The 25,512-nt window shown below is 71.8% G+C and carries 22 protein-coding genes and 1 pseudogene; 8 read left to right on the forward strand and 15 right to left on the reverse strand.

Features of this window, described 5'->3' with window-relative positions; genetic code table 11:
* Positions 1-52 precede the first annotated feature (52 nt).
* From ACQUQD_RS26105 to ACQUQD_RS26130, 6 genes are all read right to left on the reverse strand, one after another.
* The gene (locus ACQUQD_RS26105; protein ID WP_428954557.1) at positions 53-490 is read right to left on the reverse strand and encodes a DUF937 domain-containing protein; all 438 of its coding nucleotides are present in this window, start codon (positions 488-490) and stop codon (positions 53-55) included.
* A gap of 219 nt (positions 491-709) precedes the next feature.
* Positions 710-1,099 carry a D-ribose pyranase gene (gene rbsD, locus ACQUQD_RS26110; protein WP_428954558.1) on the reverse strand — a complete coding sequence of 130 codons (390 nt, stop codon included), beginning with the start codon at positions 1,097-1,099 and terminating at the stop codon, positions 710-712.
* Positions 1,096-2,004 carry a ribokinase gene (locus tag ACQUQD_RS26115; RefSeq protein ID WP_428954559.1) on the reverse strand — a complete coding sequence of 303 codons (909 nt, stop codon included), beginning with the start codon at positions 2,002-2,004 and terminating at the stop codon, positions 1,096-1,098. Before ACQUQD_RS26115 ends, rbsD begins: the two co-directional genes overlap by 4 nt.
* A 43-nt stretch (positions 2,005-2,047) precedes the next feature.
* Positions 2,048-4,015 (reverse strand): ABC transporter permease/substrate-binding protein, encoded by a 1,968-nt coding sequence (locus ACQUQD_RS26120; protein WP_428954560.1) that lies wholly within the window; start codon positions 4,013-4,015, stop codon positions 2,048-2,050.
* Positions 3,996-5,528: a sugar ABC transporter ATP-binding protein gene (locus ACQUQD_RS26125; protein ID WP_428954561.1), complete on the reverse strand. Its 1,533-nt coding sequence runs from the start codon at positions 5,526-5,528 to the stop codon at positions 3,996-3,998. The genes ACQUQD_RS26120 and ACQUQD_RS26125 overlap by 20 nt, the downstream gene beginning before the upstream one ends.
* Complete coding sequence (locus tag ACQUQD_RS26130) at positions 5,525-6,586, reverse strand: LacI family DNA-binding transcriptional regulator (protein WP_428954562.1); 1,062 nt, start codon at positions 6,584-6,586, stop codon at positions 5,525-5,527. The genes ACQUQD_RS26125 and ACQUQD_RS26130 overlap by 4 nt, the downstream gene beginning before the upstream one ends.
* 265 nt (positions 6,587-6,851) lie before the next feature.
* On the opposite strand from ACQUQD_RS26130, the gene ACQUQD_RS26135 reads away from it, so the two are divergent.
* The gene (locus ACQUQD_RS26135) at positions 6,852-7,424 is read left to right on the forward strand and encodes a hypothetical protein (protein ID WP_428954563.1); all 573 of its coding nucleotides are present in this window, start codon (positions 6,852-6,854) and stop codon (positions 7,422-7,424) included.
* 35 nt (positions 7,425-7,459) lie between these two features.
* Here the strand turns inward: ACQUQD_RS26135 and ACQUQD_RS26140 are convergent, their stop codons facing one another.
* The 3 genes from ACQUQD_RS26140 to ACQUQD_RS26150 all read right to left on the reverse strand — a co-directional run bounded on the left by ACQUQD_RS26140 (position 7,460) and on the right by ACQUQD_RS26150 (position 9,174).
* Complete coding sequence (locus ACQUQD_RS26140) at positions 7,460-7,666, reverse strand: DUF4287 domain-containing protein (protein ID WP_428954564.1); 207 nt, start codon at positions 7,664-7,666, stop codon at positions 7,460-7,462.
* 105 nt (positions 7,667-7,771) lie between these two features.
* A complete protein-coding gene (locus ACQUQD_RS26145) occupies positions 7,772-8,560 on the reverse strand; it encodes an aminoglycoside adenylyltransferase domain-containing protein (RefSeq protein WP_428954565.1) in 789 nt (262 codons plus the stop codon).
* A gap of 218 nt (positions 8,561-8,778) precedes the next feature.
* Entirely contained in the window at positions 8,779-9,174 is a 396-nt protein-coding gene (locus tag ACQUQD_RS26150) for a hypothetical protein (protein WP_428954566.1), read from the reverse strand.
* 214 nt (positions 9,175-9,388) lie between these two features.
* Between ACQUQD_RS26150 and recD2 the strand changes: the two genes are divergently transcribed.
* Both recD2 and ACQUQD_RS26160 read left to right on the forward strand, forming a co-directional pair.
* Positions 9,389-11,638, forward strand: a complete 2,250-nt coding sequence (recD2, locus tag ACQUQD_RS26155) for an SF1B family DNA helicase RecD2 (protein ID WP_428954567.1) — start codon at positions 9,389-9,391, stop codon at positions 11,636-11,638.
* Between the two features lie 216 nt (positions 11,639-11,854).
* Positions 11,855-13,144, forward strand: coding sequence for a citrate synthase (locus ACQUQD_RS26160; protein WP_428954568.1), 1,290 nt, complete (start codon positions 11,855-11,857; stop codon positions 13,142-13,144).
* A 447-nt stretch (positions 13,145-13,591) separates the two neighbouring features.
* On the opposite strand, the gene ACQUQD_RS26165 is transcribed toward ACQUQD_RS26160, so the two are convergent.
* From ACQUQD_RS26165 to ACQUQD_RS26175, 3 genes are all read right to left on the reverse strand, one after another.
* Positions 13,592-15,904 carry a heavy metal translocating P-type ATPase gene (locus tag ACQUQD_RS26165; RefSeq protein WP_428954569.1) on the reverse strand — a complete coding sequence of 771 codons (2,313 nt, stop codon included), beginning with the start codon at positions 15,902-15,904 and terminating at the stop codon, positions 13,592-13,594.
* Between the two features lie 58 nt (positions 15,905-15,962).
* Entirely contained in the window at positions 15,963-16,286 is a 324-nt protein-coding gene (locus ACQUQD_RS26170) for a heavy-metal-associated domain-containing protein (RefSeq protein WP_428954570.1), read from the reverse strand.
* A gap of 76 nt (positions 16,287-16,362) precedes the next feature.
* A complete protein-coding gene (locus ACQUQD_RS26175) occupies positions 16,363-17,307 on the reverse strand; it encodes a PrsW family intramembrane metalloprotease (RefSeq protein ID WP_428954571.1) in 945 nt (314 codons plus the stop codon).
* A gap of 76 nt (positions 17,308-17,383) precedes the next feature.
* Between ACQUQD_RS26175 and ACQUQD_RS26180 the strand changes: the two genes are divergently transcribed.
* Both ACQUQD_RS26180 and ACQUQD_RS26185 read left to right on the forward strand, forming a co-directional pair.
* The gene (locus ACQUQD_RS26180) at positions 17,384-18,598 is read left to right on the forward strand and encodes a cation:proton antiporter (RefSeq protein ID WP_428954572.1); all 1,215 of its coding nucleotides are present in this window, start codon (positions 17,384-17,386) and stop codon (positions 18,596-18,598) included.
* Positions 18,599-18,649: 51 nt separating this feature from the next.
* Entirely contained in the window at positions 18,650-19,711 is a 1,062-nt protein-coding gene (locus ACQUQD_RS26185) for a zinc-dependent alcohol dehydrogenase family protein (RefSeq protein WP_428954573.1), read from the forward strand.
* 38 nt (positions 19,712-19,749) lie between these two features.
* Here the strand turns inward: ACQUQD_RS26185 and ACQUQD_RS26190 are convergent, their stop codons facing one another.
* The 3 genes from ACQUQD_RS26190 to ACQUQD_RS26200 form a co-directional block, all read right to left on the reverse strand.
* Positions 19,750-19,950 (reverse strand): helix-turn-helix transcriptional regulator, encoded by a 201-nt coding sequence (locus ACQUQD_RS26190; RefSeq protein ID WP_428954574.1) that lies wholly within the window; start codon positions 19,948-19,950, stop codon positions 19,750-19,752.
* A 368-nt stretch (positions 19,951-20,318) separates the two neighbouring features.
* Positions 20,319-21,338, reverse strand: coding sequence for a helix-turn-helix domain-containing protein (locus ACQUQD_RS26195; RefSeq protein WP_428954575.1), 1,020 nt, complete (start codon positions 21,336-21,338; stop codon positions 20,319-20,321).
* Between the two features lie 12 nt (positions 21,339-21,350).
* The gene (locus ACQUQD_RS26200) at positions 21,351-22,262 is read right to left on the reverse strand and encodes a sugar phosphate isomerase/epimerase family protein (RefSeq protein ID WP_428954576.1); all 912 of its coding nucleotides are present in this window, start codon (positions 22,260-22,262) and stop codon (positions 21,351-21,353) included.
* A 137-nt stretch (positions 22,263-22,399) separates the two neighbouring features.
* Here ACQUQD_RS26200 and iolC point away from each other — a divergent pair.
* The 3 genes and pseudogenes from iolC to iolB form a co-directional block, all read left to right on the forward strand.
* Positions 22,400-23,356 (forward strand): annotated as a pseudogene (gene iolC / locus ACQUQD_RS26205) (5-dehydro-2-deoxygluconokinase); the annotation flags it as partial.
* Positions 23,357-23,791: 435 nt separating this feature from the next.
* Positions 23,792-24,571: a Cgl0159 family (beta/alpha)8-fold protein gene (locus tag ACQUQD_RS26210; protein WP_428957663.1), complete on the forward strand. Its 780-nt coding sequence runs from the start codon at positions 23,792-23,794 to the stop codon at positions 24,569-24,571.
* Positions 24,572-24,608: 37 nt separating this feature from the next.
* Positions 24,609-25,439 carry a 5-deoxy-glucuronate isomerase gene (gene iolB / locus ACQUQD_RS26215; protein ID WP_428954577.1) on the forward strand — a complete coding sequence of 277 codons (831 nt, stop codon included), beginning with the start codon at positions 24,609-24,611 and terminating at the stop codon, positions 25,437-25,439.
* The last annotated feature ends 73 nt before the right edge of the window (positions 25,440-25,512 follow it).

The raw sequence follows: 25,512 nt of genomic DNA on the forward strand, positions 1-25,512 counted from the left end.
GAGCGGGGTCCGGGGCGGAGCCCCGAGGCCCGCACGCCGGAGGGGCCGGACGCTACTTCTTCCGAGCGGCCCGCTTGCTCATCACGGCGAGAACGACCGGGATCAGCAGCTCGATGCCCCGGGCCACGTTCGCCGCGGGCAGCCCCGTCTTCTTCGAGACGGCGTTCGCCACCGGCCGGCTCATCTTCGACAGCAGACCGGCCAGCAGCCCGCCCGACGCCATACCGCCGAGCCCGCCCAGTGTGGCGACGCCCTGGAGCGGGGGCTGCTCGGCCTCGGCGATCGCCTGCCGGACCTCCTGGGCCCCGTCGGGACCCTCCTCCGCCCGCTCGCGCAGGCCGCCCGACAACGCCGACACGGTGCTGCCGACGACGCTCTGCGCGCCGGAGGCGTCCGTGCCCAGCAGGCCCGCGAGCTCCTGCAGCCGGTCGTCGCCGAGCTCGTCGAGGACGTCCTTCTCCAGCGACTGTTCACCCGATTGTTCGCTCATGCCCCAAACGCTAAGGCCGCCCCGGTATGTCGGCACGCTGAAAATCCATGAAAGAAATCGCTGCGGAGCGTGCAACCTTTCAGGGGCCCGGCGGGTCTAGCGTGCGTCAGGACTTTTGGAGGGGGATCTGGGGGGATCCGGAGAGTCCTGGCGAGGAGAGGAAGCGTCGAGGGGCCCGGTCCGCGGACCGGGCCCCTCGTAGCTCCATGACGCGACTGCCTAGAAGAACACTCCGCAGCGCAGCAGCACGTTCGCGAACGGCCGGGCCTCCCCGGTCCGTACGACCAGGCGCGCGCCCGCCGACAGCCCCTTCAGCTCCTCGTGCGTGACGAAGCCGAGCGACGGCACCCGCTCCCGCAGCAGCTCGGCCGTCGACGGATTCGCGGAGCGCACCTCGCGCGCCGCCGTCCCCGCCTCGACCACCAGCTCGTCGAGGAGCCCGTCGAGGACCTCGGCGAACGACGGCACCCCGGCCCGGAAGGCGAGGTCGACGAGGCGCGGCCCCGCCGGGACCGGCATCCCCGCGTCGCACACGAGCACCCCGTCCCCGTGCCCCAGCTCGGCCAGGGCGCCCGCCAGATGACGGTTGAGAATGCCGGACCGCTTCACAGGGCAGCGACCTCGTCGGCGGTCGGGTAGGACGCCTGGGCGCCCTCCTTCGTGACGGCGGCGGCGCCGACCCGGGCCGCGTACGCCGCGGCCTCGGCGAGGGACTCGCCGGTCCCCAGCCGCCAGGCGAGCGCGGCGGTGAACGCGTCACCGGCGCCCGTCGTGTCCACGGCCTTCACCTTCACGGACGCCACCCGGGACGAGCCCGACGCGTCCGCGACGAGCGCGCCCTCGGAGCCGAGCGTGATGACGACCGAGCGCGGGCCGAGCGCGAGCAGCGCCCGCGCCCAGTCCTCCCGGTCCCCGGGGTCCCCGTCCGCCTGCGAGCCCAGCACCACACGGGCCTCGTGCTCGTTCACGATCAGCGGGTCGCACACCGCCAGCACCTCGTCCGGCAGCGGCGCGGGCGGCGACGGGTTCAGCACGAGCCGGGCGCCCTCGGCCAGACCGCGGGCCACCTCCGCGACCGTCTCCAGCGGGATCTCCAGCATCACGGAGACGACCTTCGCCCCCGCGAACAGCTCGCCCGCCGCCCGCACGTCCCCGGGCGTCAGCCGCCCGTTCGCCCCCGGCGACACCACGATGCTGTTGTCCCCGGACGGGTCGACCGTGATCAGCGCGACCCCGGTGGGCGCCCCGCCGACCAGCACGCCGGACGTGTCCACGCCCGCCGACTCCATCGACTCCCGCAGCAGCGTCCCGTGCCCGTCGTCGCCGACCCGCGCCAGCAGCGCCGTACGGGCGCCCAGCTTCGCGGCGGCGACCGCCTGGTTGGCGCCCTTGCCGCCCGGGTGGACGACCAGGTCGGAGCCGAGGACGGTCTCCCCGGCGCCGGGGCGCCGCTCGACGCCCACCACCAGGTCGGCGTTGGCCGACCCGACGACGAGGAGGTCGTACGTGTTCATGCTGTGCCTTTCTTCGTACGTCACTGCAAAGGCTACGAGAGCGTCACTTGAAGTCGGCGACGTTCTTCGACGTCACGACCTTGACCGGCACCTTCACCGCGCCGGCGATCTTCGTGTCCTGCGCCGCCCTGATCGCGTTCTGCACGGCCGTCTTCCCGAGCTCGCGCGGCTGCTGGGCGACGGACGCGTACAGCGTGCCCGCCTCGACCGCCTTGAAGCCGTCGGGCGTGCCGTCGAAGCCGACGACCTGCACCGACGTGCCGGCCTTGGAACCCAGCGCCTTGATCGCGCCGAGCGCCATCTCGTCGTTCTCGGCGAAGACACCGTCGATGTCCGCGTGCGACTGGAGCAGGTTCGTCATGACGTCCAGGCCCTTGGTGCGGTCGAAGTCCGCGGGCTGCTTGGCGACGACCTTGATGCCCGGGAACTCCTTGATGCCCGCGGCGAAGCCCGCGCCGCGCTCGCGGCTCGCGGACGTACCGGCCTGGCCCTGCAGGATCACGATCGTGCCCTTGCCGCCGAGCTTGTCGGCGAGCGTCTTCGCGGCCTGCTTGCCGCCCGCGACGTTGTCGGAGGCGACGAGCGTGGCGGTCTTCGCCTTGTTCACCCCGCGGTCGGCGGCGACGACGGGGATGCCGGCGTCGTTGGCACCGCGCACGGACGGCCCGACGGCGTCGGAGTCGACCGGGTTCACGATGACGGCGCCCATGCCCTCACTGGTGAAGTTCTGCAGCTGGTTGGCCTGCTGGGACGCGTCGTTCTGGGCGTCCGTCACCGTCAGCTTCACGCCCTGCTTCCTGGCCTCGGCCTGCGCCCCGGCCCGCATCTCCGTGAAGAAGGGGTTGTTGAGCGTGGAGACGGCCATGCCCAGCTTCAGGTCCTTCTTGCCGCCGGACGACGAGCCGTTGTTCCACAGCGCGAGCCCGCCGACGATCGCCGCGGCGACCACAGCGGCGATCACGTACTGCAGCGCCTGCTTGCCCTTCGGCCCCCCGGAGCCCGCCCCCGCGGCCGCCGGAGCGGCCCCGGCCTTCCTGCGCACCGTGTCGAGCAGCACCGCGAGCGCGATGACGACACCGATGACGACCTGCTGCCAGAACGCGGACACGGACAGGAGGTTGAGACCGTTGCGCAGCACCGCCAGGATCAGCGCGCCGATGAACGTGCCCGACGCCTTGCCCGTGCCACCGGCCAGCGAGGCCCCGCCGATGACGACGGCCGCGATCGCGTCCAGCTCGTAACCCTGCGCCGCCTGCGGCTGCGCGGACGCGAGCCGCGAGGCCAGCACGATGCCCGCGACGGCCGCGAACAGCCCGGACAGGCCGTAGATGACGAGCTTCTGCCGCTTCACGCGCAGGCCCGACAGCCGGGCCGCCTCCTCGTTGCCGCCGATCGCGTACATGGAACGCCCGATGAACGTGCGGCCCAGGACGACGGCGGTGATCAGGCCCATCACGACCATCACGATGACCGGCACCGGCAGCCAGCCGCCCAGCGTGTCACCGAGCCGGGACACCGAGTCGGGGAAGGGGATCGGGCTGCCCTGCGAGATGACGAGCGAGAGCCCGCGCCCGACCGACAGCATCGCCAGCGTCGCGATGAACGGCGGGAGCTTGCCGTACGAGATGAGGGCGCCGTTGACGAATCCGCACGCCACACCCGTGACGACGGCGAGCAGTACGGCTATCACGACCGGCACGCCCTCGCTCGTGGCCGCCCAGGCGAGGACGGTCGCGGACAGGGCCGCCACCGAGCCGACCGACAGGTCGATGCCCGCCGAGACGATGACGAAGGTGACACCGAACGCGAGGATCGCGGTCACGGCCGCCTGCACGCCGACGTTCAGCAGGTTCGTGGTGGTCAGGAAGTCGCCGGACAGCAGCGACATGGCGATGACGAGGACGACGAGCGCGGTCAGCGCGCCGTTGTCGAGGAGCAGCCGCAGCAGGCCCCCGCCCGCCTTGGTCGTGCTCGTGCCGTTCTTGTGCGCGTCAGTGCTTGTCGAGGTCACGGGAGCCCTCCTCCTCAAGGGTGCTGGTGGTGCTGACGGCGAGTGCCATCACGGAGTCCTGGGTGGCTTCGCCGGCGGCGAGTTCACCGGCGACGCGGCCCTGTGCCATGACCAGGACGCGGTCGCTCATGCCGAGGACCTCGGGCAGATCGCTGGAGATCATGAGCACGGCGTGGCCGGCCGCGGTCAGTTCGTTGATCAGCTGGTAGATCTCGACCTTCGCGCCGACGTCGATGCCGCGCGTCGGCTCGTCGAGGATCAGCACCTTGATGTCGGCGAGCAGCCACTTGCCGATGACGACCTTCTGCTGGTTGCCGCCGGACAGGGTGCGCACGTGCTGGCCCAACCCGGCCATCCGCACGCCCAGTTGGCCGGCGATCCGCTCGGCCGCCGCGTGCTGTCCCTTGAGGTCGACGAACCCGGCCCGGGTCGCCGTCCGCAGGGTCACGAGGCCCAGGTTCTCCGCCACCGACTGGTCGAGGACGAGGCCCTGGCCCTTGCGGTCCTCGGGCACGAGCCCGATCCCGGCGGCCATGGCGGCGTTCACGTCGTGGCGGGGGAGCCGGACCCCGCCGACCTCGACCCGGCCCGCGTCGTACGGATCGGCCCCGAAGACCGCGCGGACGACCTCGGTGCGCCCGGCGCCCACCAGCCCCGCGATACCGACGACCTCGCCGGCCCGCACCTCGAAGCTCACGTCGTGGAAGACGCCGTCGCGGCTCAGCCCCTCGACCTTCAGCAGCGCGGCGCCGGTGTCGGGCCGCTCCCGCGGGTACTGCTGCTCGATCGACCGGCCCACCATGAGCCGGACCAGCTCGTCCTCGGGCGTCGACGCCGGGACCTGCCCGACGCTGCGGCCGTCCCGGATCACGGTGACCCGGTCGCCGAGAGCGGCGATCTCCTCCAGGTGGTGCGTGATGAAGACGACGCCGACACCGTCCGCGCGCAGCGCCCGCACGATCGCGAAGAGCTTCTCCACCTCCTCGGAGGTGAGCACGGCGGTCGGCTCGTCCATGATCAGCACACGGGCGTCCAGGCTGAGCGCCTTCGCGATCTCGACCATCTGGAGCCGGGCGATGCCCAGTTCACGGACACGCGCGCGTGGCGACACGTTCACGCCCACGCGCGCGAGGAGCGCTTCGGCGTCGGCGTCCATCTTCTTGCGGTCGATGAGACCGAAGCGGCGCGGCTGGCGCCCCAGGAAGATGTTCTCGGCCACGGTCAGATCAGGAACGAGATTGAACTCCTGATAGATCGTGGCGATCCCGAGCCGTTCGGCGTCCTGCGCGCCATGGATACGGACCTGCTCGCCGCCGACGGTGATGCGGCCCTCGTCGGGCGTGTAGGCACCGGAGAGCATCTTGATCAGCGTGCTCTTGCCGGCCCCGTTCTCGCCGAGCAGGACGTGCACCTCGCCGCGGCGCAGGTCGAAGTCGACGCTGTCGAGCGCGACCACGCCGGGGAAGGTCTTCCGTATCCCTTCGATACGCAGCAACTCGTCCGGGTTGCTCACCGGTTGCTCCTCTCCGTCGAGGTACGCGGTTCTGTCGAGGTACGCGGTTCTGGGTTGCGCGGTTCGCCGCACGAGTGCCGTACGACGAGGTGCGCGGGGAGGGTGACCGACGCGGGCGGGCGGCCCTCGATGCGGTCCACCAGGGCGCGCACGGCGGCCCGTCCCAGCTCCTTCGTCGGCTGGGCGATCGCCGTGACCGGCGGGTCGGTGTGCACGAACCAGGGGATGTCGTCGAACGCGGCGAGCGCGATGTCGTCCGGGACGCGCAGCCCGCGCGCGCGGATCGCGTCCAGCGCGCCGAGCGCCATGAGGTTGTCGGCCGCGAACACGACCTCGGGCGGCTCGGGCAGGTCCAGGAACGTGTCCGTCACACGGCGCCCGCTGCCCGCCTGGAAGTCGCCCTGCCCGATGTAGGCGTCCGGCAGCTCGATCGCGTACGAGGCGAGCGCCTCGCGGAAGGCGGCGACGCGCTCGCTGCCGGTCGTGGTGGCGGCCGGGCCCGCGATGATGGCGAGCCTGCGGTGCCCGAGCCGGTGCAGATGGGCGACGAGGTCGCGGATGGCGGCCCGCCCGTCGGAGCGTACGACCGGCACGTCGACCCCCGGGATCCACCGGTCGACGAAGACCATGGGGGTGCCGGCCCGGGCCGCGTCCAGCATCAGCGGGGAGCCGCCGTCGGTGGGGGAGACGAGCAGCCCGTCGATGCGCCGGTCCAGCAGGGTGCGGACGTGGTGGTCCTGGAGTCCGGGCTGCTCGTCGGCGTTGCCGATGATCACGCTGTAGCCGAGGGCGCGGGCCTCCTCCTCGACGGAGCGGGCCAGCTCGGTGAAGTACGGGTTCAGCACGTCGCTGATGACCAGGCCGAGCGTGCGGGTCTGGTCGGTGCGCAGGGAGCGGGCGACGGCGTTGGGCCGGTAGCCGAGCGACTCCACGGCGGCCAGCACCCGGGCCCGGGCGTCCGGACTGACGGACGGATGGCTGTTGAGGACGCGGGAGACCGTGGCGACGGAGACCCCGGCCGCGGCCGCGACGTCCTTGATGCTCGCGCTCGACGACATCACAGACCACCTCCTTGTGGCTGCGGGGGCGCATGCGCGGGGTGCTCGTGTGTGGAGCGGGCGGTGCACATGTGCGTGGAATCGATTACACGGAGGATTGGAATCGATTACACGAGGCTGTGACAAGAGGGGCTCCGGTTGTCGTGACCGGATCGTGATGGGAGCGGGGTGTTGTCGGCGCCGCGTGCGATGGTGGAGAACGCACGAACCCATGGGTCATGGAGCACGCCATGGCCTACGGAAGACGGAGACGGAGCACACGACCGTGAACCACGCGCAGCTCACCGCACTCGGCCGCGCCCTGCGCCTGCTCGGCGAGCACGGCGAAGGTCTCACCGGCGACGCGACGGACGCCAAGCTCCATGAGGTGCGGGGCGATGTGAAGCGCGCCCTGGAGCTGCTCGACGAGACGGTCAGCGGCGCCGCGCCCACGACCCGCTGCCGCGAGCACCCCCAGGGCGCGGTCGACGAGTCGGCGCCCGACCTGTGCCTGCTGTGCGAGACGCGCCGCCGCCAGGCCCGCCGCTCCGAGTACGGGGGCGGTCCCGCCCGCCCGCGCGCCGAGCAGCAGCCGGTGCTGTCGCGCTACGGCACGCGCGAGGACCGCCCGCAGCCCCAGCAGCGCTGGATCCCGGAGATGTGGACCGGGCAGGTGTGGCAGCTGTGCGGCACCCCCCGCCACGACCGGCGCGAGGCGGACCTCTATCTGGCCGCGCAGCGCCGCCGTCCGGACGCGGCGATGGCGTACCGGCTGGTGCACGAGTTCACGGACTACGAGGTCGTGCGGGTGTGGGGGACGCCGGTGAAGGTCGACGTGGAGCCGATGGGCGGGATCTGAGCCCGCCCCGGCTCACTTCCCGCGCGGGGACCGGTTCACTTCTTCGACTCGGCGAGGGTGTGCGCGACGAGCGCGTTGGCGTGCCCGTGGCCGAGCCCGTGCTCGGACTTCAGCCAGGCGACCAGCTCCATGTGCCTGGTGAGCGGCGAGGACCGGATGAGCTCCTGCCAGTGCGAGACCGGCTGCCCGTACTTCTTCTCGATCGACGGGAAGTAGCTGGCGGGGCCCTTGGTGGTCGTCATGGTGTCCCTGTCCTCCGGTGCGGTCGGTGTGTGTCGCCTGTAGGACCGTGGCCGCGCCGGAAAATCATCGGCGACGGGCGGCCGGAGGATCCCGGGGCCGCGCCGTCAGGTCCTCCCGGTGACCGCCGACGCCGCCGCCAGACCGAGCAACTCGTCCAGGAGCGGGGCCAGTTCCGAAGGCAGCGGCGTCTCGTCCCGCACCGCCTGCGTCCGCCGCCACGCCAGCGCCGCCTCCAGCAGCGGCCGCAGCCGCGGCCACCGCTCGGCGGTCCAGGCCGCCGCCGCGCCCTTGTCGGTCAACTCCCCGGTGGTCAGGGCGCGCAGGGCGCGGCACGCGGTCAGCACGACATACGCCTGGCCGCCCCGATGACGTACCTGAGAGGCCGCGCTCCGCAGTTCCGCGACGGAGTCGATGAGCGCCGTCCGCAGCTCCTCGGCACCGGCCGCGGCCAGCGCCTCCCGCGCCGGCCGGCCCGCCAGGGTCAGACCGGTCTCCCGTACGAGCGCCCGCGTCAACGCCCAGCGGGGCGCCACGCGCGTGCTGTGCAGCGGTTCGCCGGGGGAGATCACCAGCAGCGGCTCCAGCAGACCTCCGGCGAGCGCGGCGGCAGGGGCGAACGTCAGGTCGAGCCGGTCACGGAAGCCCGGACGGGCCCGCAGGACGTGCGCCAGGGCGGTCTCCAACCCGGCCGGATCCAGATCGAGTTCACCGCTCACGCCGATCAGCACGTCCACGTCGCTGACGCCCCGCTCGAAGGACCCCGTGACCGCCGACCCGTACAGCCAGATCCCCGCCAGCCGCTCGCCCACCACGGGCGCGACGGCCGTCAGCAGATCGGGCAGCAGCCGTCGCACGCTCACCGGCGGCACGGCCGCTCCGTTCGTCCCGTCCATGCCGGAACCCTAGACGGCGGGCGGAAGAGGACGGCGGCCCGCCCCGGGCTCACGGCACCGGCAGGAAACGGAAACCGGAAAACGAAATGCGGGCAATTGGAAACGGGAAACGGAAAAGGACAACGGAAAGCCCCCCTCGGCCGCGCAAGGAGGGAACGCGGCCGAAAGGGGGCTTTACCGCAACCCGCTCTGAAGGAAGGGAAATGCCGGAGCGGTTCTCAGATGATGCGCTCGGGGGCGTCGAACTGGTCGACCGGCGCGTTGTTGCACGTGGTGACCGGGCCGCCGAGGACGTTGCCGCCCACACCCTGGGCCGCGGGGACGGCGCAGCGCAGGTCGACGTCGACGAACGGGGCGCCGTAGCTGTTCAGGATGCCGCCCGGGTCACCGGCGATGGCGACGTCACCGTTGCGGGTGGCGAACTCCGAGGAGCCGGTCCCGCTGGTCGTGTCGCCGTAGGCGACGCGCGCGGCCTGGTTCATGTCGTGCGCGCTGGTCTGCATGTTCTCGGCCTCCGGGCCGCCGGTGGTGGCCGAGGCCACGCCCGTGCTGCCGACGGTCGCTGCGGCTGCGGCGGTCGCCAGTGCGGCACCGGCCAGAACCTTGCGGATCATTTCTGCTCCAGTTCTAGGTGGGGGAGGTGACAGTAACTTTTTTCGTGACTGTCGATCTGCTGGAACCGCGCCGAATGGAATTAAGTCACGCAGGATCGTTCATTCGGACCTGCAATGCCTCGGTAAGTCGCCTGAACGGCCGCAGAACAGCTTCACGGGGCAGGTTCTTCCGGGCCCCTGTTCCGTTGTCGGACCCCACCGCTACCGTCGGATCATGGCGAAGGAGCAGGCGACGGCCGTACGGCCGATGGCGGTGCTGGAGGGGGTCCTCGAGCGGATCACGTACGCCGACGAGGAGTCGGGGTACACGGTCGCGCGGGTGGACACCGGCAGAGGCGGCGGTGACCTGCTGACCGTCGTCGGCTCGCTGCTCGGCGCGCAGGTGGGGGAGTCGCTGCGGATGCAGGGCCGCTGGGGCTCGCACCCCCAGTACGGCAAGCAGTTCACCGTCGAGAACTACACGACGGTGCTGCCCGCCACGATCCAGGGCATCCGCCGCTACCTCGGATCCGGCCTGGTCAAGGGCATCGGGCCGATCTTCGCCGACCGCATCACCCAGCACTTCGGACTGGACACCCTCGACATCATCGAGCAGGAGCCGAAGCGGCTGATCGAGGTGCCGGGCCTCGGCCCCAAGCGCACCAAGAAGATCGCCGACGCGTGGGAGGAGCAGAAGGCCATCAAGGAGGTGATGGTCTTCCTGCAGTCCGTCGACGTGTCGACGTCCATCGCCGTGCGCATCTACAAGAAGTACGGGGACGCCTCCATCTCCGTCGTGAAGAACCAGCCGTACCGGCTCGCCTCCGACGTCTGGGGCATCGGCTTCCTCACCGCCGACCGCATCGCGCAGTCCGTCGGCATCCCGCACGACAGCCCCGAGCGCGTCAAGGCCGGTCTCCAGTACGCCCTTTCGCAGTCCACCGACCAGGGACACTGCTTCCTGCCCGAGGAGCGGCTGATCGCCGACGCGGTCAAGCTGCTCCAGGTCGACACCGGCCTGGTCATCGAGTGCCTGGCCGAACTGGCCCTGCCCGACGAGGACTCCGGCGAGCCCGGTGTCGTACGGGAGCAGGTGCCCGGCGAGCACGGCGAGCCGGTCACCGCCATCTATCTCGTCCCCTTCCACCGGGCCGAACTGTCGCTCTCCGCCCAGCTGACGCGGCTGCTGCGCACGGACCAGGACCGGATGCCCGCCTTCCGGGACGTGGCCTGGGACAAGGCCCTGGCCTGGCTCTCGGGCCGGACGGGCGCGGAGCTCGCGCCCGAGCAGGAGGAGGCCGTCCGGCTCGCGCTGACGCAGAAGGTCGCGGTGCTCACCGGCGGCCCCGGCTGCGGCAAGTCGTTCACCGTGCGCTCGATCGTGGAGCTGGCCCGCGCGAAGAAGGCGAAGGTGGTGCTCGCCGCGCCGACCGGCCGCGCCGCCAAGCGCCTCGCCGAGCTGACCGGAGCACAGGCGTCCACCGTCCACCGGCTGCTGGAGCTGAGGCCCGGGGGCGACGCCGCGTACGACAAGGACCGGCCGCTCGACGCGGACCTCGTGGTGGTCGACGAGGCGTCCATGCTCGACCTGCTCCTGGCCAACAAGCTGGTGAAGGCCGTCCCGCCCGGCGCGCATCTGCTGTTCGTCGGGGACGTGGACCAGTTGCCGAGCGTCGGCGCGGGCGAGGTGCTGCGCGACATGCTGGCCGAGGGCAGCCCGGTCCCCGCCGTGCGCCTGACGCGCATCTTCCGGCAGGCCCAGCAGTCCGGCGTCGTCACGAACGCGCACCGGATCAACTCCGGTACGCCGCCCGTCACCCAGGGCCTCAAGGACTTCTTCCTGTTCGTCGAGGAGGACACGGAGGAGGCGGGGCGGCTCACGGTCGACGTGGCGGCGCGGCGCATCCCCGCGAAGTTCGGGCTCGACCCGCGGCGCGACGTCCAGGTCCTCGCCCCGATGCACCGCGGCCCGGCCGGCGCGGGCACGCTCAACGGACTGCTCCAGCAGGCCATCACGCCGGGCCGCCCGGAGCTGCCCGAGAAGCGGTTCGGCGGCCGTGTCTTCCGCGTCGGCGACAAGGTCACCCAGATCAGGAACAACTACGAGAAGGGGGAGAACGGCGTCTTCAACGGCACGGTCGGCGTCGTCACCTCCCTCGACGCGGACGAGCAGAAGCTGACCGTACGGACGGACGAGGACGAGGAAGTCCCGTACGACTTCGACGAACTGGACGAGCTGGCGCACGCCTACGCGGTCACCATCCACCGCTCGCAGGGCAGCGAGTACCCGTGCGTGGTGATCCCGGTCACCACCGGAGCCTGGATGATGCTCCAGCGGAATCTCCTCTACACGGCAGTCACCCGTGCGAAGAGGCTGGTGGTCCTGGTCGGTTCACGGAAGGCTCTGGGGCAGGCCGTGCGGACCGTTTCGGCGGGCAGACGGTGCACCGCGCTCGATTTCCGGCTGTCCGGCGGGGCCCGGTGACGCCTCCGACCAGGTTTGATCGATCAAACGAGTCGCAAACGTCACACAGCTCTTCCGGAACCAGGGCGAAGGGGGCAGGATGAGCAGGTTAGCGGCACTCAGTGCCGCCAATAGGCCCAATGGTCGACCCCGAGTGCACTCTGCTGGGCCAAGTGGGGGATGGTAGAGACAGTCAGGGCACCTCGAAGAAGAGGCACTACGTCGGTGAGGGATGACGTGAGCGACAACTCTGTAGTACTGCGGTACGGCGATGGCGAGTACACCTACCCGGTGATCGACAGCACCGTCGGCGACAAGGGCTTCGACATCGGGAAGCTCCGGGCCCAGACAGGACTGGTGACCCTCGACAGCGGATACGGCAACACCGCCGCCTATAAATCCGCGATCACCTACCTGGACGGCGAGCAGGGCATCCTGCGCTACCGCGGTTACCCGATCGAGCAGCTGGCCGAGCGTTCCACCTTCACCGAGGTGGCGTACCTGCTGATCAACGGTGAGCTCCCCACCGTCGACGAGCTCTCCACTTTCAAGAACGAGATCACGCAGCACACCCTGCTGCACGAGGACGTCAAGCGGTTCTACGACGGGTTCCCGCGCGACGCCCACCCGATGGCCATGCTCTCGTCCGTGGTCTCGGCGCTGTCCACCTTCTACCAGGACAGCCACAACCCCTTCGACGAGAAGCAGCGGCACCTCTCGACGATCCGCCTGCTCGCCAAGCTTCCGACGATCGCGGCGTACGCGTACAAGAAGTCGGTCGGCCACCCGGTGGTCTACCCGCGCAACGACCTCGGCTACGTCGAGAACTTCCTGCGCATGACGTTCTCCGTGCCGGCCGCCGAGTACGAGCTGGACCCGACGGTCGTCTCCGCGCTGGACAAGCTGCTGATCCTGCACGCGGACCACGAGCAGAACTGTTCGACGTCCACCGTGCGTCTGGTCGGCTCCTCGCAGGCGAACATGTTCGCCTCGATCTCCGCCGGCATCTCCGCACTGTGGGGCCCGCTGCACGGCGGCGCCAACCAGTCGGTGCTGGAGATGCTCGAGGGCATCCAGGCCTCCGGCGGCGACGTCGACACCTTCATCCGCAAGGTGAAGAACAAGGAAGACGGCGTGAAGCTCATGGGCTTCGGGCACCGCGTCTACAAGAACTTCGACCCGCGGGCGAAGATCATCAAGGCGGCGGCGCACGACGTCCTCTCGGCGCTCGGCAAGAGCGACGAGCTGCTCGACATCGCGCTGAAGCTGGAAGAGCACGCGCTGGCCGACGACTACTTCGTCGAGCGCAAGCTCTACCCGAACGTCGACTTCTACACCGGCCTGATCTACCGGGCCATGGGCTTCCCGACCGAGATGTTCACGGTGCTCTTCGCGCTGGGCCGCCTCCCGGGCTGGATCGCCCAGTGGCACGAGATGATCAAGGAGCCGGGTTCGCGCATCGGCCGCCCGCGCCAGATCTACACGGGTGTCGTCGAGCGGGACTTCGTGCCCGTCGAGGAGCGCTGAGCCTCCACCGCTCCGGCTTCTGGCCGTAAGCAGCGGAAAGCGCCCCCCTGCCAGTCCCCCCACGGGCTGACAGTCGGGGCGCTTTCCTTTTTCCCGGTGCGGATTCCCCCCACGGGATCCGGCCGGGCGTCTTTGGTGTCCGCGTCGGCCGCCGGAACACGTACGTACGGGTGGGCCGCTCAAGCTCCCCGGTGCACGTGCCCCGGCCAACGCAGTCGGGTCCGTCCCCCAAGACGGCCCCGCTCAATGCAGATTCGCCCCCCAAGACGTTTCTGCATCGCCTCCTTAGACTCACGAGACCGATAAAGGGTTACGTTCCCATCAGTGTGATCTGCGTCTCCCGCATATGTCCCGTGTGTACGCAAGAGGCCACATTTGTAGATGTGGACCTCTAGCGTGAGAGTGCTGCAATTGTGCCGTGTGGATTGTGTGGAGGTCCAGATCTGGCTAGATGAATCTGCGAAGTCGCAGGCTGTTTGTGACCACGAACACCGAGGAGAAGGCCATCGCGGCCCCCGCGATCATCGGATTCAGCAGGCCGGCGGCGGCCAGCGGCAGCGCGGCGACGTTGTAGCCGAAGGCCCAGCAGAGGTTGCCCTTGATCGTGGCCAGGGTGCGGCGGGAGAGCCGGATCGCGTCCGCCGCGACCCGCAGGTCCCCGCGGACCAGCGTCAGATCCCCCGCCTCGATCGCCGCGTCCGTCCCGGTCCCCATCGCCAGGCCCAGGTCGGCGGCGGCCAGCGCGGCGGCGTCGTTGACCCCGTCACCGGCCATCGCCACGCCCCGCCCCTCGGCCTGCAGCTGCCGGATCACGTCGACCTTGTCCTGCGGCAGGACCTCGGCGATCACCTGGCCGGGGTCGATGCCCACCGCCTGCGCGACGGCCGCGGCCGCGGCCCGGTTGTCGCCGGTCAGCAGGATCGGGGTGAGGCCCAGCGCGCGCAGCTCGGTGACGGCCCGGGCGCTCGTGTCCTTGACGGCGTCGGTGACGGTCAGGACACCGCGTGCCACGCCGTCCCAGGCGACGGTGACCGCCGTGCCGCCCTCCGCCTCGGCGGCCCGCCTGGCCGTCGCGAGCGCCGGCGGCAGCTCGATCCCGGCGTCGACGAACAGCCGCTCGCGTCCCACGAGGACGGTGCGGCCCTCCACCGTGCCGCGCACGCCGAGCCCGGGGACGGCGGCGAAGTCCTCGACCGGGGGCAGCTCGCCCGCACGGTCGGCGGCGCCCGCGGCGACGGCGCGGGCCACCGGGTGCTCGGAGGCGTGCTCCACGGCACCGGCCAGGCGCAGCAGGTCCTTCTCGTCGACGCCGTCGGCCGGGTGCGTGGCGAGGAGCGTCATCCGCCCTGTGGTCACGGTGCCGGTCTTGTCGAGGACGATCGTGTCGACCGCGCGGGTGTTCTCCAGGGCCTCGGGGCCCTTGATGAGGATGCCGAGCTGGGCGCCGCGGCCGGTGCCGGCCATGAGCGCGGTCGGGGTGGCCAGGCCGAGCGCGCACGGGCAGGCGATGATCAGCACGGCGACCGCCGAGCCGAACGCGGTGGTGGTGTCACCGCCGGCGAGAAGGCGTACGAGCAGAGTGCCGAGCGCGAGGGCGACGACCGCAGGGACGAAGACGGCCGAGACCCGGTCGGCCAGGCGCTGCACCCGTGCCTTGCCGGTCTGCGCGTCCTCGACGAGCTTCGCCATCCGGGCGAGCTGGGTGTCGGCGCCGACCCGGGTGGCCTCCACGACGAGCCGCCCGCCGGCGTTGACGGTCGCTCCGGTGACGCTGTCCCCGACGGTCACGTCCATGGGGACCGATTCGCCGGTGAGGACGGAGGCGTCGACGGCGCCGGCGCCCTCGACGACCGTGCCGTCGGTGGCGATCTTCTCCCCGGGCCGGACGACGAAGCGGTCACCGGGTGCCAGCCGTCCGGCCGGGACGCGTACTTCGGTGCCCTCCGGGGTCAGCAGGGCGACGTCCTTCGCGCCGAGTTCGAGCAGCGCCCGCAGCGCGGCGCCCGCGCTGCGCTTGGCACGGGCCTCCAGGTAGCGGCCGACGAGGATGAACGTGACGACGCCCGAGGCGACTTCGAGGTAGATCGTGGAGGAGGCGTCGGCCCCCTCCGTGACGAACGTGAACCCGTGCCGCATTCCCGGCATCCCGGCGTCGCCGAGGAGCAGGGCCCACAGGGACCAGCCGAAGGCGGCCAGCGTGCCCAGGGAGACGAGGGTGTCCATGGTGGCCGCGCCGTGGCGGGCGTTGGTCCACGCGGCGCGGTGGAAGGGCAGGCCGCCCCAGACCACGACCGGGGCGGCCAGGGTCAGCGACAGCCATTGCCAGTTGTCGAACTGCAGCGCGGGGATCATGGCGAGGAGAATCACCGGGGCCGTGAGGACCGCGGAGATCCTGAGGCGCCGGCCGATCGGGGTCGCTGCGCCGCTCGCCGCCGGGGCTTCTGCGGTGTTGGCGTCTGCCGGTGCGTCGTGTCCGGTCGCGCCGTTCCCCGCGTCCCTGACGGGGCTCGTCTCGACCTCGGGCTCGGGCCGGGCCTTGATGATCGGTTCCGCCGTGTAGCCCAACTTGGTGATCGTCTGGATCAGGGTGTCCAGGCCGATGTCGGCGGCGTAGGAGACCTTCGCCTTCTCCGTGGCCAGGTTGACCGTCGCCGTCACGCCTTCGAGGCGGTTGAGCTTCCGCTCGATGCGGGCGGAGCAGGAGGCGCAGGTCATGCCGCCGATGGCGAGGTCGGTCTCGGTGGAGGGTGCGTCCGTCATGGTGCTGTCGAGGGTACGGCGGACGGGCCGGGCCGGTGCGGCCCGGCCCGGGTCGCGGTCAGGCCCGGCCGGTCAGCTCGTATCCGGCCTCGTCGACGGCGGCGCGGACGGCCTCCTGGTCGAGCGGGGCCGCGGAGACCACCGTGACCTGGCCGGTGGCGGCGACCGCCTGGACGGAGGAGACGCCGGCGAGCTCGGAGATCTCCGCGGTGACCGCGCCCTCGCAGTGGCCGCAGGTCATGCCCTTGACCTGGTAGACCGTGGTGACGGAGCCCTCGGCGGCCGGGGTCGCGGCGTCCGTGTGACAGGCGCCGCCACAGCAGGAACCGGTGGTCTCCGCGGACTCGCCGCCGATCTGGTGGAGCTCGGTCTGGGCGCTCATGTCGTTCTCCTTGCTGGAAGGCCGGGTGAAGGGCCGGGTACCCCCGGCATCTCCTGACACTAGGGACCCTATACCCCTAGGGGGTATTTTTCCAAGACGGGTCGCGACGGGCCAGCGAGCGCGCCCAGCCGATGCCGAGGAGCGAGACCAGGACGAGCCCGCCGACCGAGAAGAGCGTGAAGAGGTGCTCCTGGGTGTCCGTGGGCTCGGGGATGTAGCCCTGGGCGAAGAGGGCGGGATCCAGGCCCGCGCCGGTGATGCGGGCCACCAGCCAGATCGCGATGCCGTGCATCGAGTCCCACAGGGCGTGCAGGAGGGAGACGCCCAGATAGGTGAGGATCACCGGGGCGGCGAAGCGGTAGCGGCCGTCCGGCCTGCGGAAGGAGAGGAGCGCGGCGCCGGAGATCGCCGTCCACAGGCCGTGGCCGAACGGCGCGAGCAGACCGCGCAGCACCTCCGTCTCCAGCAGGGAGCGCAGGTCGATGCCCTTCATGGTGACCGCCGCGTTGAAGGCGTAGCCCGCGCTCTCGAACGCCGCGAAGCCGAAGCCGACCGTGGCGCCCAGGACGAGCCCGGCACGCAGCCCGTGGATGCGCGGATGGCGGTGCAGTACGTACATGAGGGCGAGGAGCTTCACCGCCTCCTCGATCAGCCCGACGCCGACGAAGATCCACACCGAGGGGTGCAGGAGGTAGTACTCCATCACCGAGGCGCCCAGCACGCCGAGCACGCCGCCGACCAGGAAGCAGCCCAGGATCAGGCTCACGCCCAGGTCGCGGCCGTGCCGCTCGTACGCCCAGAGCACGAAGACCGCGGGCACCAGGAAGCTGCCCAGCAGGATGAGCGTGGGGAGCAGGGTGGTGTTCTTCGTGGCGTACGTGACGATCGCCGTCAGGACCCACAGGGTCAGACCGCCCCACAGGCAGCGCTTCCAGAGGCCCGGGCGGATCTGCGGTCCGGGCGGCGGGGGCTGCTGGGGGATGCGGGCCCGGGGGGCTCCGGGGGGCTGGGGGTGCGTCACGGCGGTTCCCTCTGACTTCCCTCGAACTGGCGGCAGATGTGGGGGATTTGCCGGAAGTTTATGATAAGCACCCGGTATGTCGCAGTCTGGAACGCTCATCCTGATCATGGTCATCGCGGTCCTGGCACCCCTGCTGGCCTATGGCGCGGGGCGCTGGCTGCCGGTCCCGCTCGTGATCTTCGAGATCCTGCTGGGCATCGTCGTCGGGCCCGACGTACTGGGCTGGGCGGGGCAGGGCGAGGTCGTCGACGCCCTCTCGCAGCTCGGGCTCTCGATGCTGATCTTTCTCGCCGGGTACGAGATCGAGTTCGACAAGATCCGCGGCGACACCCTCAAACGGTCCGCCTGGGCCTGGCTGATCTCGCTCGCCGCCGGCCTCGTGCTCGCCTGCGCGCTGAGCGGCTGGTCGTACGCGAAGGGCGTCTACCTCGGGACGGCCCTCACCAGCACCGCCCTCGGCACGATCCTGCCGGTGCTGCGGGACTCGGGCGACCTGCACTCCCGGTTCGGGTCCGTGATGCTGGCGATCGGCGCGGTGGGCGAGTTCGGGCCGATCATCGCGATGGCGCTGCTGCTCAGCGGGCGCTCGCCCGCCGAGTCCGCGGTGCTGCTCGCGGCCTTCGCGGCGATCACGGCGGGCGCCGTGCTCTGGGCGATGCGGCCGCGGCCGCCGTGGTTCGCCCAGGTCATCGCGAAGACCCTGCACAGCAGCGGCCAGTTCGCGGTGCGGCTCGTGGTGCTGCTGCTCGCGCTGATGCTGGGCGCGTCGCAGGCCCTCGGCGTGGACGTGCTGCTCGGCGCCTTCGCCGCCGGCATGGTCGTCCGCCTCGTCCTGCACGGCGCGGCCCCCGACAGCGCGCACGAGGTCGTGGGGAAGGTGGAGGCGATGGGGTTCGGGTTCCTGGTGCCGATCTTCTTCGTCGTCACCGGCATCGAGTTCGACCTGAAGGCGCTGCTGGAGGGCGGACGGGCGCTGTTGCTGCTGCCCGTCTTCCTGGTGCTGTTCCTGGTGGTGCGCGGACTGCCGGTGTACGTGCTCGCGCCGCGGGACCTGGCCGCCCGGGACCGGCGCGCGCTCACCCTCTTCGCGTCGACCGCGCTGCCGCTCGTCGTCGCCATCACCACGATCGGCGTCGACGCCGGGGTGCTGCGCACCGACGAGGCGGCGGCGCTGGTCGGCGCCGCGATGCTGTCCGTGCTGGTGTTCCCGCTCGTGGGCCTGAAACTGCGCGCCGCCAAGGGCGAACCCGCGCTGCCGCAGGGCCCCCGGCAGGGCGCCGAGTCCTGGTGACACCGCCGTTACCGTGAGGCTGTTGATCGTCTACGGAAAGGGGGTGGCCGCATGCGTGCCGTCGTGTTCGAGCGGTTCGGCGAGCCGGCCGAGGTGCGTGAGGTGCCGGACCCGGTGGCCGCGCCGCACGGGGTCGTCGTGCGCGTCGAGGCCACCGGGCTGTGCCGCAGCGACTGGCACGGGTGGATGGGCCACGACCCGGACATCGTGCTGCCGCACGTGCCCGGGCACGAACTGGCCGGGGTCGTCGAGGCGGTGGGCGCCGACGTACGCGGATGGCGGGCCGGGGACCGGGTGACGGTGCCGTTCGTGTGCGCGTGCGGCAACTGCCCGGCCTGCGCGGCCGGGGACCAGCAGGTGTGCGAGCGGCAGACGCAGCCCGGGTTCACGCACTGGGGTTCCTTCGCCGAGTACGTCGCCCTGGACCATGCCGACGTGAACCTGGTGGCGGTGCCGGACGGGATGGCCTTCGGGGCCGCCGCCGGTCTCGGCTGCCGGTTCGCGACCGCGTTCCGGGCCGTGGTGCAGCAGGGCCGGGCCGCGGCCGGCGAGTGGGTCGCGGTGCACGGCTGCGGCGGGGTGGGCCTGTCCGCCGTGATGATCGCGGCGGCGGCCGGGGCGCGCGTGGTGGCCGTGGACGTGACGCCCGGCGCGCTGCGACTGGCCAGGGAGTTCGGGGCCGTCGAGTGCGTCGACGCGACCGCGGTGGACGATGTGGCCGACACCGTACGGGAGGTGACGGGCGGCGGAGCGCATCTGTCGCTGGACGCGCTGGGGTCGGCGGCGACCTGTGCGGCATCGGTGCGCGGGCTGCGGCGCCGGGGCCGCCACGTGCAGGTGGGGCTGCTGCCCGAGGATCCGGTGGTGCCGATGGGGCGGGCCCTGGCGTGGGAGCTGGAGCTGATCGGCAGTCACGGGATGGCCGCGCACGCGTATCCGCGGATGCTGGAGATGGTGCGGGGCGGTCTGGTGCGGCCCGAGCTGTTGGTGACGTCGGTGATTGCGCTGGGGGACGCGCCCCGGGCGCTGGCCTCGATGGGGTCGGCCGCCGGGGCCGGAGTGACGGTCGTCGAGCCGCATCAAGCCCCTCCGGGCAGACCCCAGGCGTATTGATCACGAGCGGTGTCAACGCGGGCGGGGCGCCTCGTCGCTCAGTCATTCCTGCGGCCTCTGTTGCCGGGGCGGGAGGCGACCCAGGCGCGGACCGTGTCGGCGTACCAGTAGGGCTTGCCGCCCTCCACGTGGTCCGGGGGCGGCAGCAGACCGTGTTTGCGGTACGAGCGGACGGTGTCGGGCTGGACCCGGATGTGCGCGGCGATGTCCTTGTACGACCAGAGCCGGTGGTCGGTCATCAGTGGCTCCTCCCTGGCGGGTGTCGCGACGGCGGCTCGGGGGTGGCCGCCTGCGATCACTCACCCTGTGCCCGGAGAACGATGTGCACCGAGGTGAAGGGAGGGCCTGTGGGGCCCCTGTGACGTAGAACCCGCGTAGGTCTGACATCTGTGACAGGAAGGGGGCGTTTGTGACGTGAATGAGGTAAAGAGGGCGCGTTGCGGGCGCATGCACCGGCGCACGGAGGGAGAGAACGGGACGGGAGCGGACCCGTGCGGCCCGCCGGACCGGACCCGCACAGCACGGTGGGCCGGACCCGCTGCGCCAGGTCCGGCCCACCGCTCCCCGCATCCCCCCGGTCACGTGGTTCGAAGGGACAAGGGTGCCGTCAGGGCGGACCGCCGGTCTTGGAGAAATGCGCACTGTCCGAGCGGCCCTCACGCCGCAGGATCAGGCTCGTCGCCTCCCCGGCGAGGCGGTCCGCGGCCGGCGGTCCGTCCGGGTCGACGCGGATGCCGCGCGCGAGGGCGAACTCGCGGGGAGTGCAGCCGGTCAGCGCCTTGAACTCACCGCTCAGATGCGCCTGGTCGTAGTATCCGCAGGCCGCGGCCGTCTCGGCCTGCGTACTGCCCGCGCACAGCAGCCGGCGGGCCCGCTGCAGGCGCAGCACCCGTGAGGCGGCCTTCGGGCTCAGCCCGATCTGCTCCCGGAAGCGGTTCTCCAAGTGCCGTACGCTCCAGCCGACGTGGTCCGCGAGGCGGCCGACGGGCACGGAGCCGCCGCTGTGGGTGAGCGCGTACCAGGCCCGCACGGTGCCGCTCGCGCACCGCGGCCCCGACTCCAGCCAGCGGCCCAGCGTCTCGTCGAGCAGCCGGAACCTGGCCCGCCAGCTCGTCAACTCGCCCAAGGAATACGACAGTTCCGCGACCTCCTCGGCGGGGAGCGCGCCCAGCTCGTCCGGGTGCACCCGCCAGCCGGTCAGCTCGTGCAGCGGCGTACGGAAGATCGTGAAGGCGGCCCACGGCGTCAGCAGCACCTCCACGCCGCTGAGCCGGCCGTCGTGCTCGCCGAGGACCGGCGTGGTCGTCAGACCCGACAGCACGGAGGACAGCTCGGTCGTGCGCAGCCCCGCGGGACGGACGCCGCCGTCCCGGCCCACCCCCACCCAGCCGCCCGTCGCCTCCGTGACGCGGACCGTCCCCCGGAAACCGAGCATCAGCGTCACCGCGCCGATCGGCGCCTCCAGGCGGGCGCGCGGTCCGGGGAAGGCGAGGCGGTAGCCGCGGTAGCCGATGACGCCCGGGTGCAGCCGGGGGTGCGGGCGCGCGGCGGCCGTCTCCCAGGTGCCGCTCGGGCAGCGGGCGGGGCGGATGGCGGGCCGTGAGGAACTCGTGACGCGAGAACTCATCCGTCGATACTGCTACACGCCGCACGACCTGAGGTAGCCCCGGGTGCGACGGGCGATCGGCAGCGGCCGTTCCGGTTCGCACGGGTACATGTCCTGCTCGACGATCGCGAAGAGATCCACGTCGAGCCGCTCGGCGGCGGCCAGCACCGGCTCCAACTCCGGCACACCGAGCGGGGGTTCGCACATCACGCCCTGAGCCACGGCCGGCCCGAAGGGGGTGCCCCGCTCGCGCACCCCGGCCAGCACCGCCGGATCCACCTGCTTCAGGTGCAGATAGCCGATGCGCTCCCCGTACGTCTCGATGAGCTTGACGCTGTCGCCGCCGCAGTACGCGTAGTGCCCGGTGTCCAGACACAGCGACACGAGGTCCGGGTCGGTGGCGTCGAGGAAGCGGGCGACGTTCTCCTCGGTGTCGATATGGGTGTCGGCGTGCGGGTGGACGACGACCCGCAGCCCGTACCGCTCGCCCACCTCGCGCGCGAGCCGCTCGGTTCCCGCGGCCAGATGTCCCCACTGCTCGGCGGTGAGCGAGGAGTCCTCGATCACCTCGCCCGTCTTGTCGTCGCGCCAGAAGGAAGGGATGACCACCAGGTGGCGGGCGCCCATGTCCCGGGTCAGGGCGGCGATCGACGCGACGTGGTCCCAGGTGCGCTCCCAGACGGCCGGCCCGTGGTGCAGGCCGGTGAACACGGTGCCCGCCGACACCTTCAGCCCGCGCCGGCCGGTCTCCTCGCCCAGCACCCGCGGATCGGTCGGCAGGTAGCCGTACGGGCCCAGCTCGATCCACTCGTAGCCGGCCTCGGTCACCTCGTCGAGGAAGCGCTGCCAGGGAACCTGCTTCGGGTCGTCGGGGAACCAGACGCCCCAGGAGTCGGGTGCCGAGCCGATGCGGATGCGTGCTGACCGTGATGTCCGGGTCGTCATGGGACCAGCCTTGAGGGCCCCGGAGAAGAGTGTCAAGGCATGGTCCGAATGTCAGGACAAAATGTTGACAGGGGGGTGGGAACGGGGCTAGATCTGGCAGCAGTCCCGCCGAACAGCGTCGTCGAAGGGAACCCCGGATGGCCCGCAGCGAGCTCGACCTGATCACGATGGGCCGGATCGGGGTGGACCTGTATCCGCTGCAGGCGGGCAGGAAGCTCGCGGACGTGTCCGCTTTCGGCAAGTTCCTCGGCGGCTCCTCGACGAACGTCGCCGTCGCGGCGGCCCGGCTCGGCCTGCGCACGGCCACGATCAGTCGCACCGGGCGGGATCCCTTCGGGGACTATCTCCGGTCCCAGCTGGCGGAGTTCGGTGTCGACGCCCGCTGGGTGAGCGCGGTCGACGGACTCCCCACCCCGGTCACCTTCTGCGAGATCTTCCCGCCCGACGACTTCCCGCTGTACTTCTACCGGCAGCCCAAGGCACCCGACCTGGAGATCGCCCCCGGTGAGCTCGACCTCGACGCGATCCGCGCCGCCCGCATCTTCTGGATGACCGGGACGGGGCTGAGCGCCGAGCCCAGCCGGGCGGCGACGCTGGCCGCGCTCGCACACCGGGCGGGGGCATCCGGCGACACCGTCTTCGATCTCGACTGGCGGCCCATGTTCTGGGAGAACCCCGAGGCGGCGCGGCCCTCCTACGTCGAGGCGCTGCGGCACGCCACGGTCGCCGTCGGCAACGTCGACGAGGTCGAGATCGCGACGGGGGAGCGCGAACCGGTCGCCGCGGCGCGGGCGCTGCTCTCCTTCGGGCTGCGGCTGGCTGTCGTCAAGCGGGGGCCCGAGGGGGTGCTGGCGATGACGGCCGAGGGGGAGACGGCCGAGGTGCCGCCGCTTCCCGTGGACGTCCTGAACGGGCTGGGCGCGGGGGACGCGTTCGGCGGGGCGCTGTGTCATGGGCTGCTGGCCCGCTGGGAGTTGAGCCGGGTCATGCGGTTCGCCAACGCGGCCGGGGCGATCGTGGCGTCGCGGCTCGAGTGCTCTTCGGCGATGCCGGTGCGGGAGGAGGTCGAGGCGGCGCTGGCCTCCGGCCGGGTCCACGCCGAGCTCTTCCCCGGCCGGGACGGTGGCTCGGGGTCTGTCTCCGGCGGTGCCGAGGGCCTCGCCGACCAGGACGGTGGTCCGGCGCCGGGGTGCCGCCTTGCCCACCCTGCCGCCCCAGGCGGCAGATTGCCCAAGGCGGAGCCGGGGCCGACGGCGTCGCCGCCTGACGGGACGATGGACGCACGCGAGGCCGCAAGCGCGCCTACGGCGTACGGAGGCGACGAGACCCATCCGGCCGACGAGGCACCCCGACACGGCCCCGCCCCCACGCACCGTCCGACGGCGCACGACACCCGCCACACCGCACCAACACCGCCCCCCGACCTCCGCACCCTCGCCCGTCTCCGGGCCGAGCGGCCCGAGGCGATCGCGGAGGCCGCGGCCCGCCGCGTTCGCAGGGCGATGCTTCCCACCCCCGAGGCCCGGCTGATGATCGTCGCCGCCGATCACCCGGCCCGCGGCGCGCTCGGCGCCGGGGAGCGGCCGTTCGCCATGGCCGACCGGGCCGACCTGCTGGGCCGGCTCTGTCTCGCGCTGTCCCGGCCCGGCGTCGACGGCGTCCTCGCCTCCGCCGACGTACTCGACGACCTGCTCCTCCTCGGCGCCCTCGACGACAAGATCGTCATCGGCTCCATGAACCGCGGCGGCCTCGCGGGCGCCGCCTTCGAGCTCGACGACCGTTTCACCGGGTACGCCCCGGCGGACCTGCACCGCCGCGGCTTCGACGCCGGCAAGCTGCTGCTGCGGATCGACTACGACGACCCGGGCGAGGGCTCCGTACGCACCATGGCCGCCGCCGCCCGCGCGGTGGACGCCATGGCGGCACACCGCCTGCCCGTCTTCGTCGAACCGTTCCTGTCCCGCCGCGACCCCGGAACCGGCCTGCTCCGCAACGACCTCAGCCCCGAGGCCGTCGTCCGGTCCATCGCCGTGGCCTCCGGGCTCGGCGGCACCTCCGCCTACACCTGGCTGAAACTCCCCGTCACCGACGACCCCGACGCCATGGCCCGCGTCATGGAGACGTCCACGCTGCCCGCCGTCCTGCTCGGCGGCGACGTCAAGGACGGCGACCAGGACGCCGCGTACGAGAAATGGCGCAGTGCGCTCCAACTGCCCACCGTGCAGGGCCTGGTGGTCGGCCGGTCGCTGCTGTACCCGGCGGACGGGGACGTCGCGCGGGCGGTCGACACGGCCGTCGGTCTGCTGTAAGCCCACCAGTACCCAGCAGGAGGAGGAAAGTACAGGGATGACGTACCTCCCCAACGGCACCGCGGCGGACGGCCCGTACGGCCTGCTCGTCGACCCGGACAAGACGGGGCTGCCCGGCTGGTCCCGCGCGGCGCTGCGCATCCTCGAACTGGCGCCCGGACAGCGGCACGCGTTCGACACCGGTGAGTGTGAATGGATCGTGCTCCCTCTGACGGGCGGTTGCTCCCTCGACGTGTCCGGGCGGATCATCGAACTGCTGGGCAGGGACAGCGTGTTCAGCGGCGCGAGCGACTTCGCGTACATCCCGCGCGACACCCGCGCAGAGATCGCCTCCGGTGCGGGAGGCCGCTTCGCCCTGGCAGGAGCGAAGTGCGGGCGACGACTCCCCGTCCGCTACGGCCCCGCGCCGGAGGTACCCGTCGAGGCCCGCGGCAGCGGCACCAGCGCCCGCCGGGTCCGCAACTTCGCCGCCGCCGACACCTTCGACTGCGATCAGCTCATCGCGGTCGAGGTGATCACGCCGGGCGGCAACTGGTCGTCGTACCCGCCGCACAAGCACGACGAGGACCGCCCGGGCATCGAGTCCCGGCTCGACGAGATCTACTACTTCGAGATCGAGGCGGACCCCGGCACGGGCACGGACGGCTACGGGTACCAGCGGGTCTCCCCGTCCCGCCCCGGCGGCACCGACCTGCTCGCCGAGGTCCGCACCGGCGACGCGGTCCTCGTCCCGGACGGCTGGCACGGCCCGTCGATCGCCCAGCCGGGGCACGCGATGTACTACCTGAATGTCATGGCGGGGCCGGGACAGGAGCGGGAGTGGAAGATCTGTTTCCACCCCGACCACGTGACGGAGGGATACCGGTGACGAAGGAGACGACGGGCACGTCCGGCACGACCGGGACGAAGGGCACGACCGGCGCGACGGGCACGTCCGGGAG

Origin of the sequence: Streptomyces sp. cg35 (assembly GCF_050410835.1) — a bacterium.
In the GTDB taxonomy this organism is placed as follows: Bacteria; Actinomycetota; Actinomycetes; order Streptomycetales; family Streptomycetaceae; genus Streptomyces.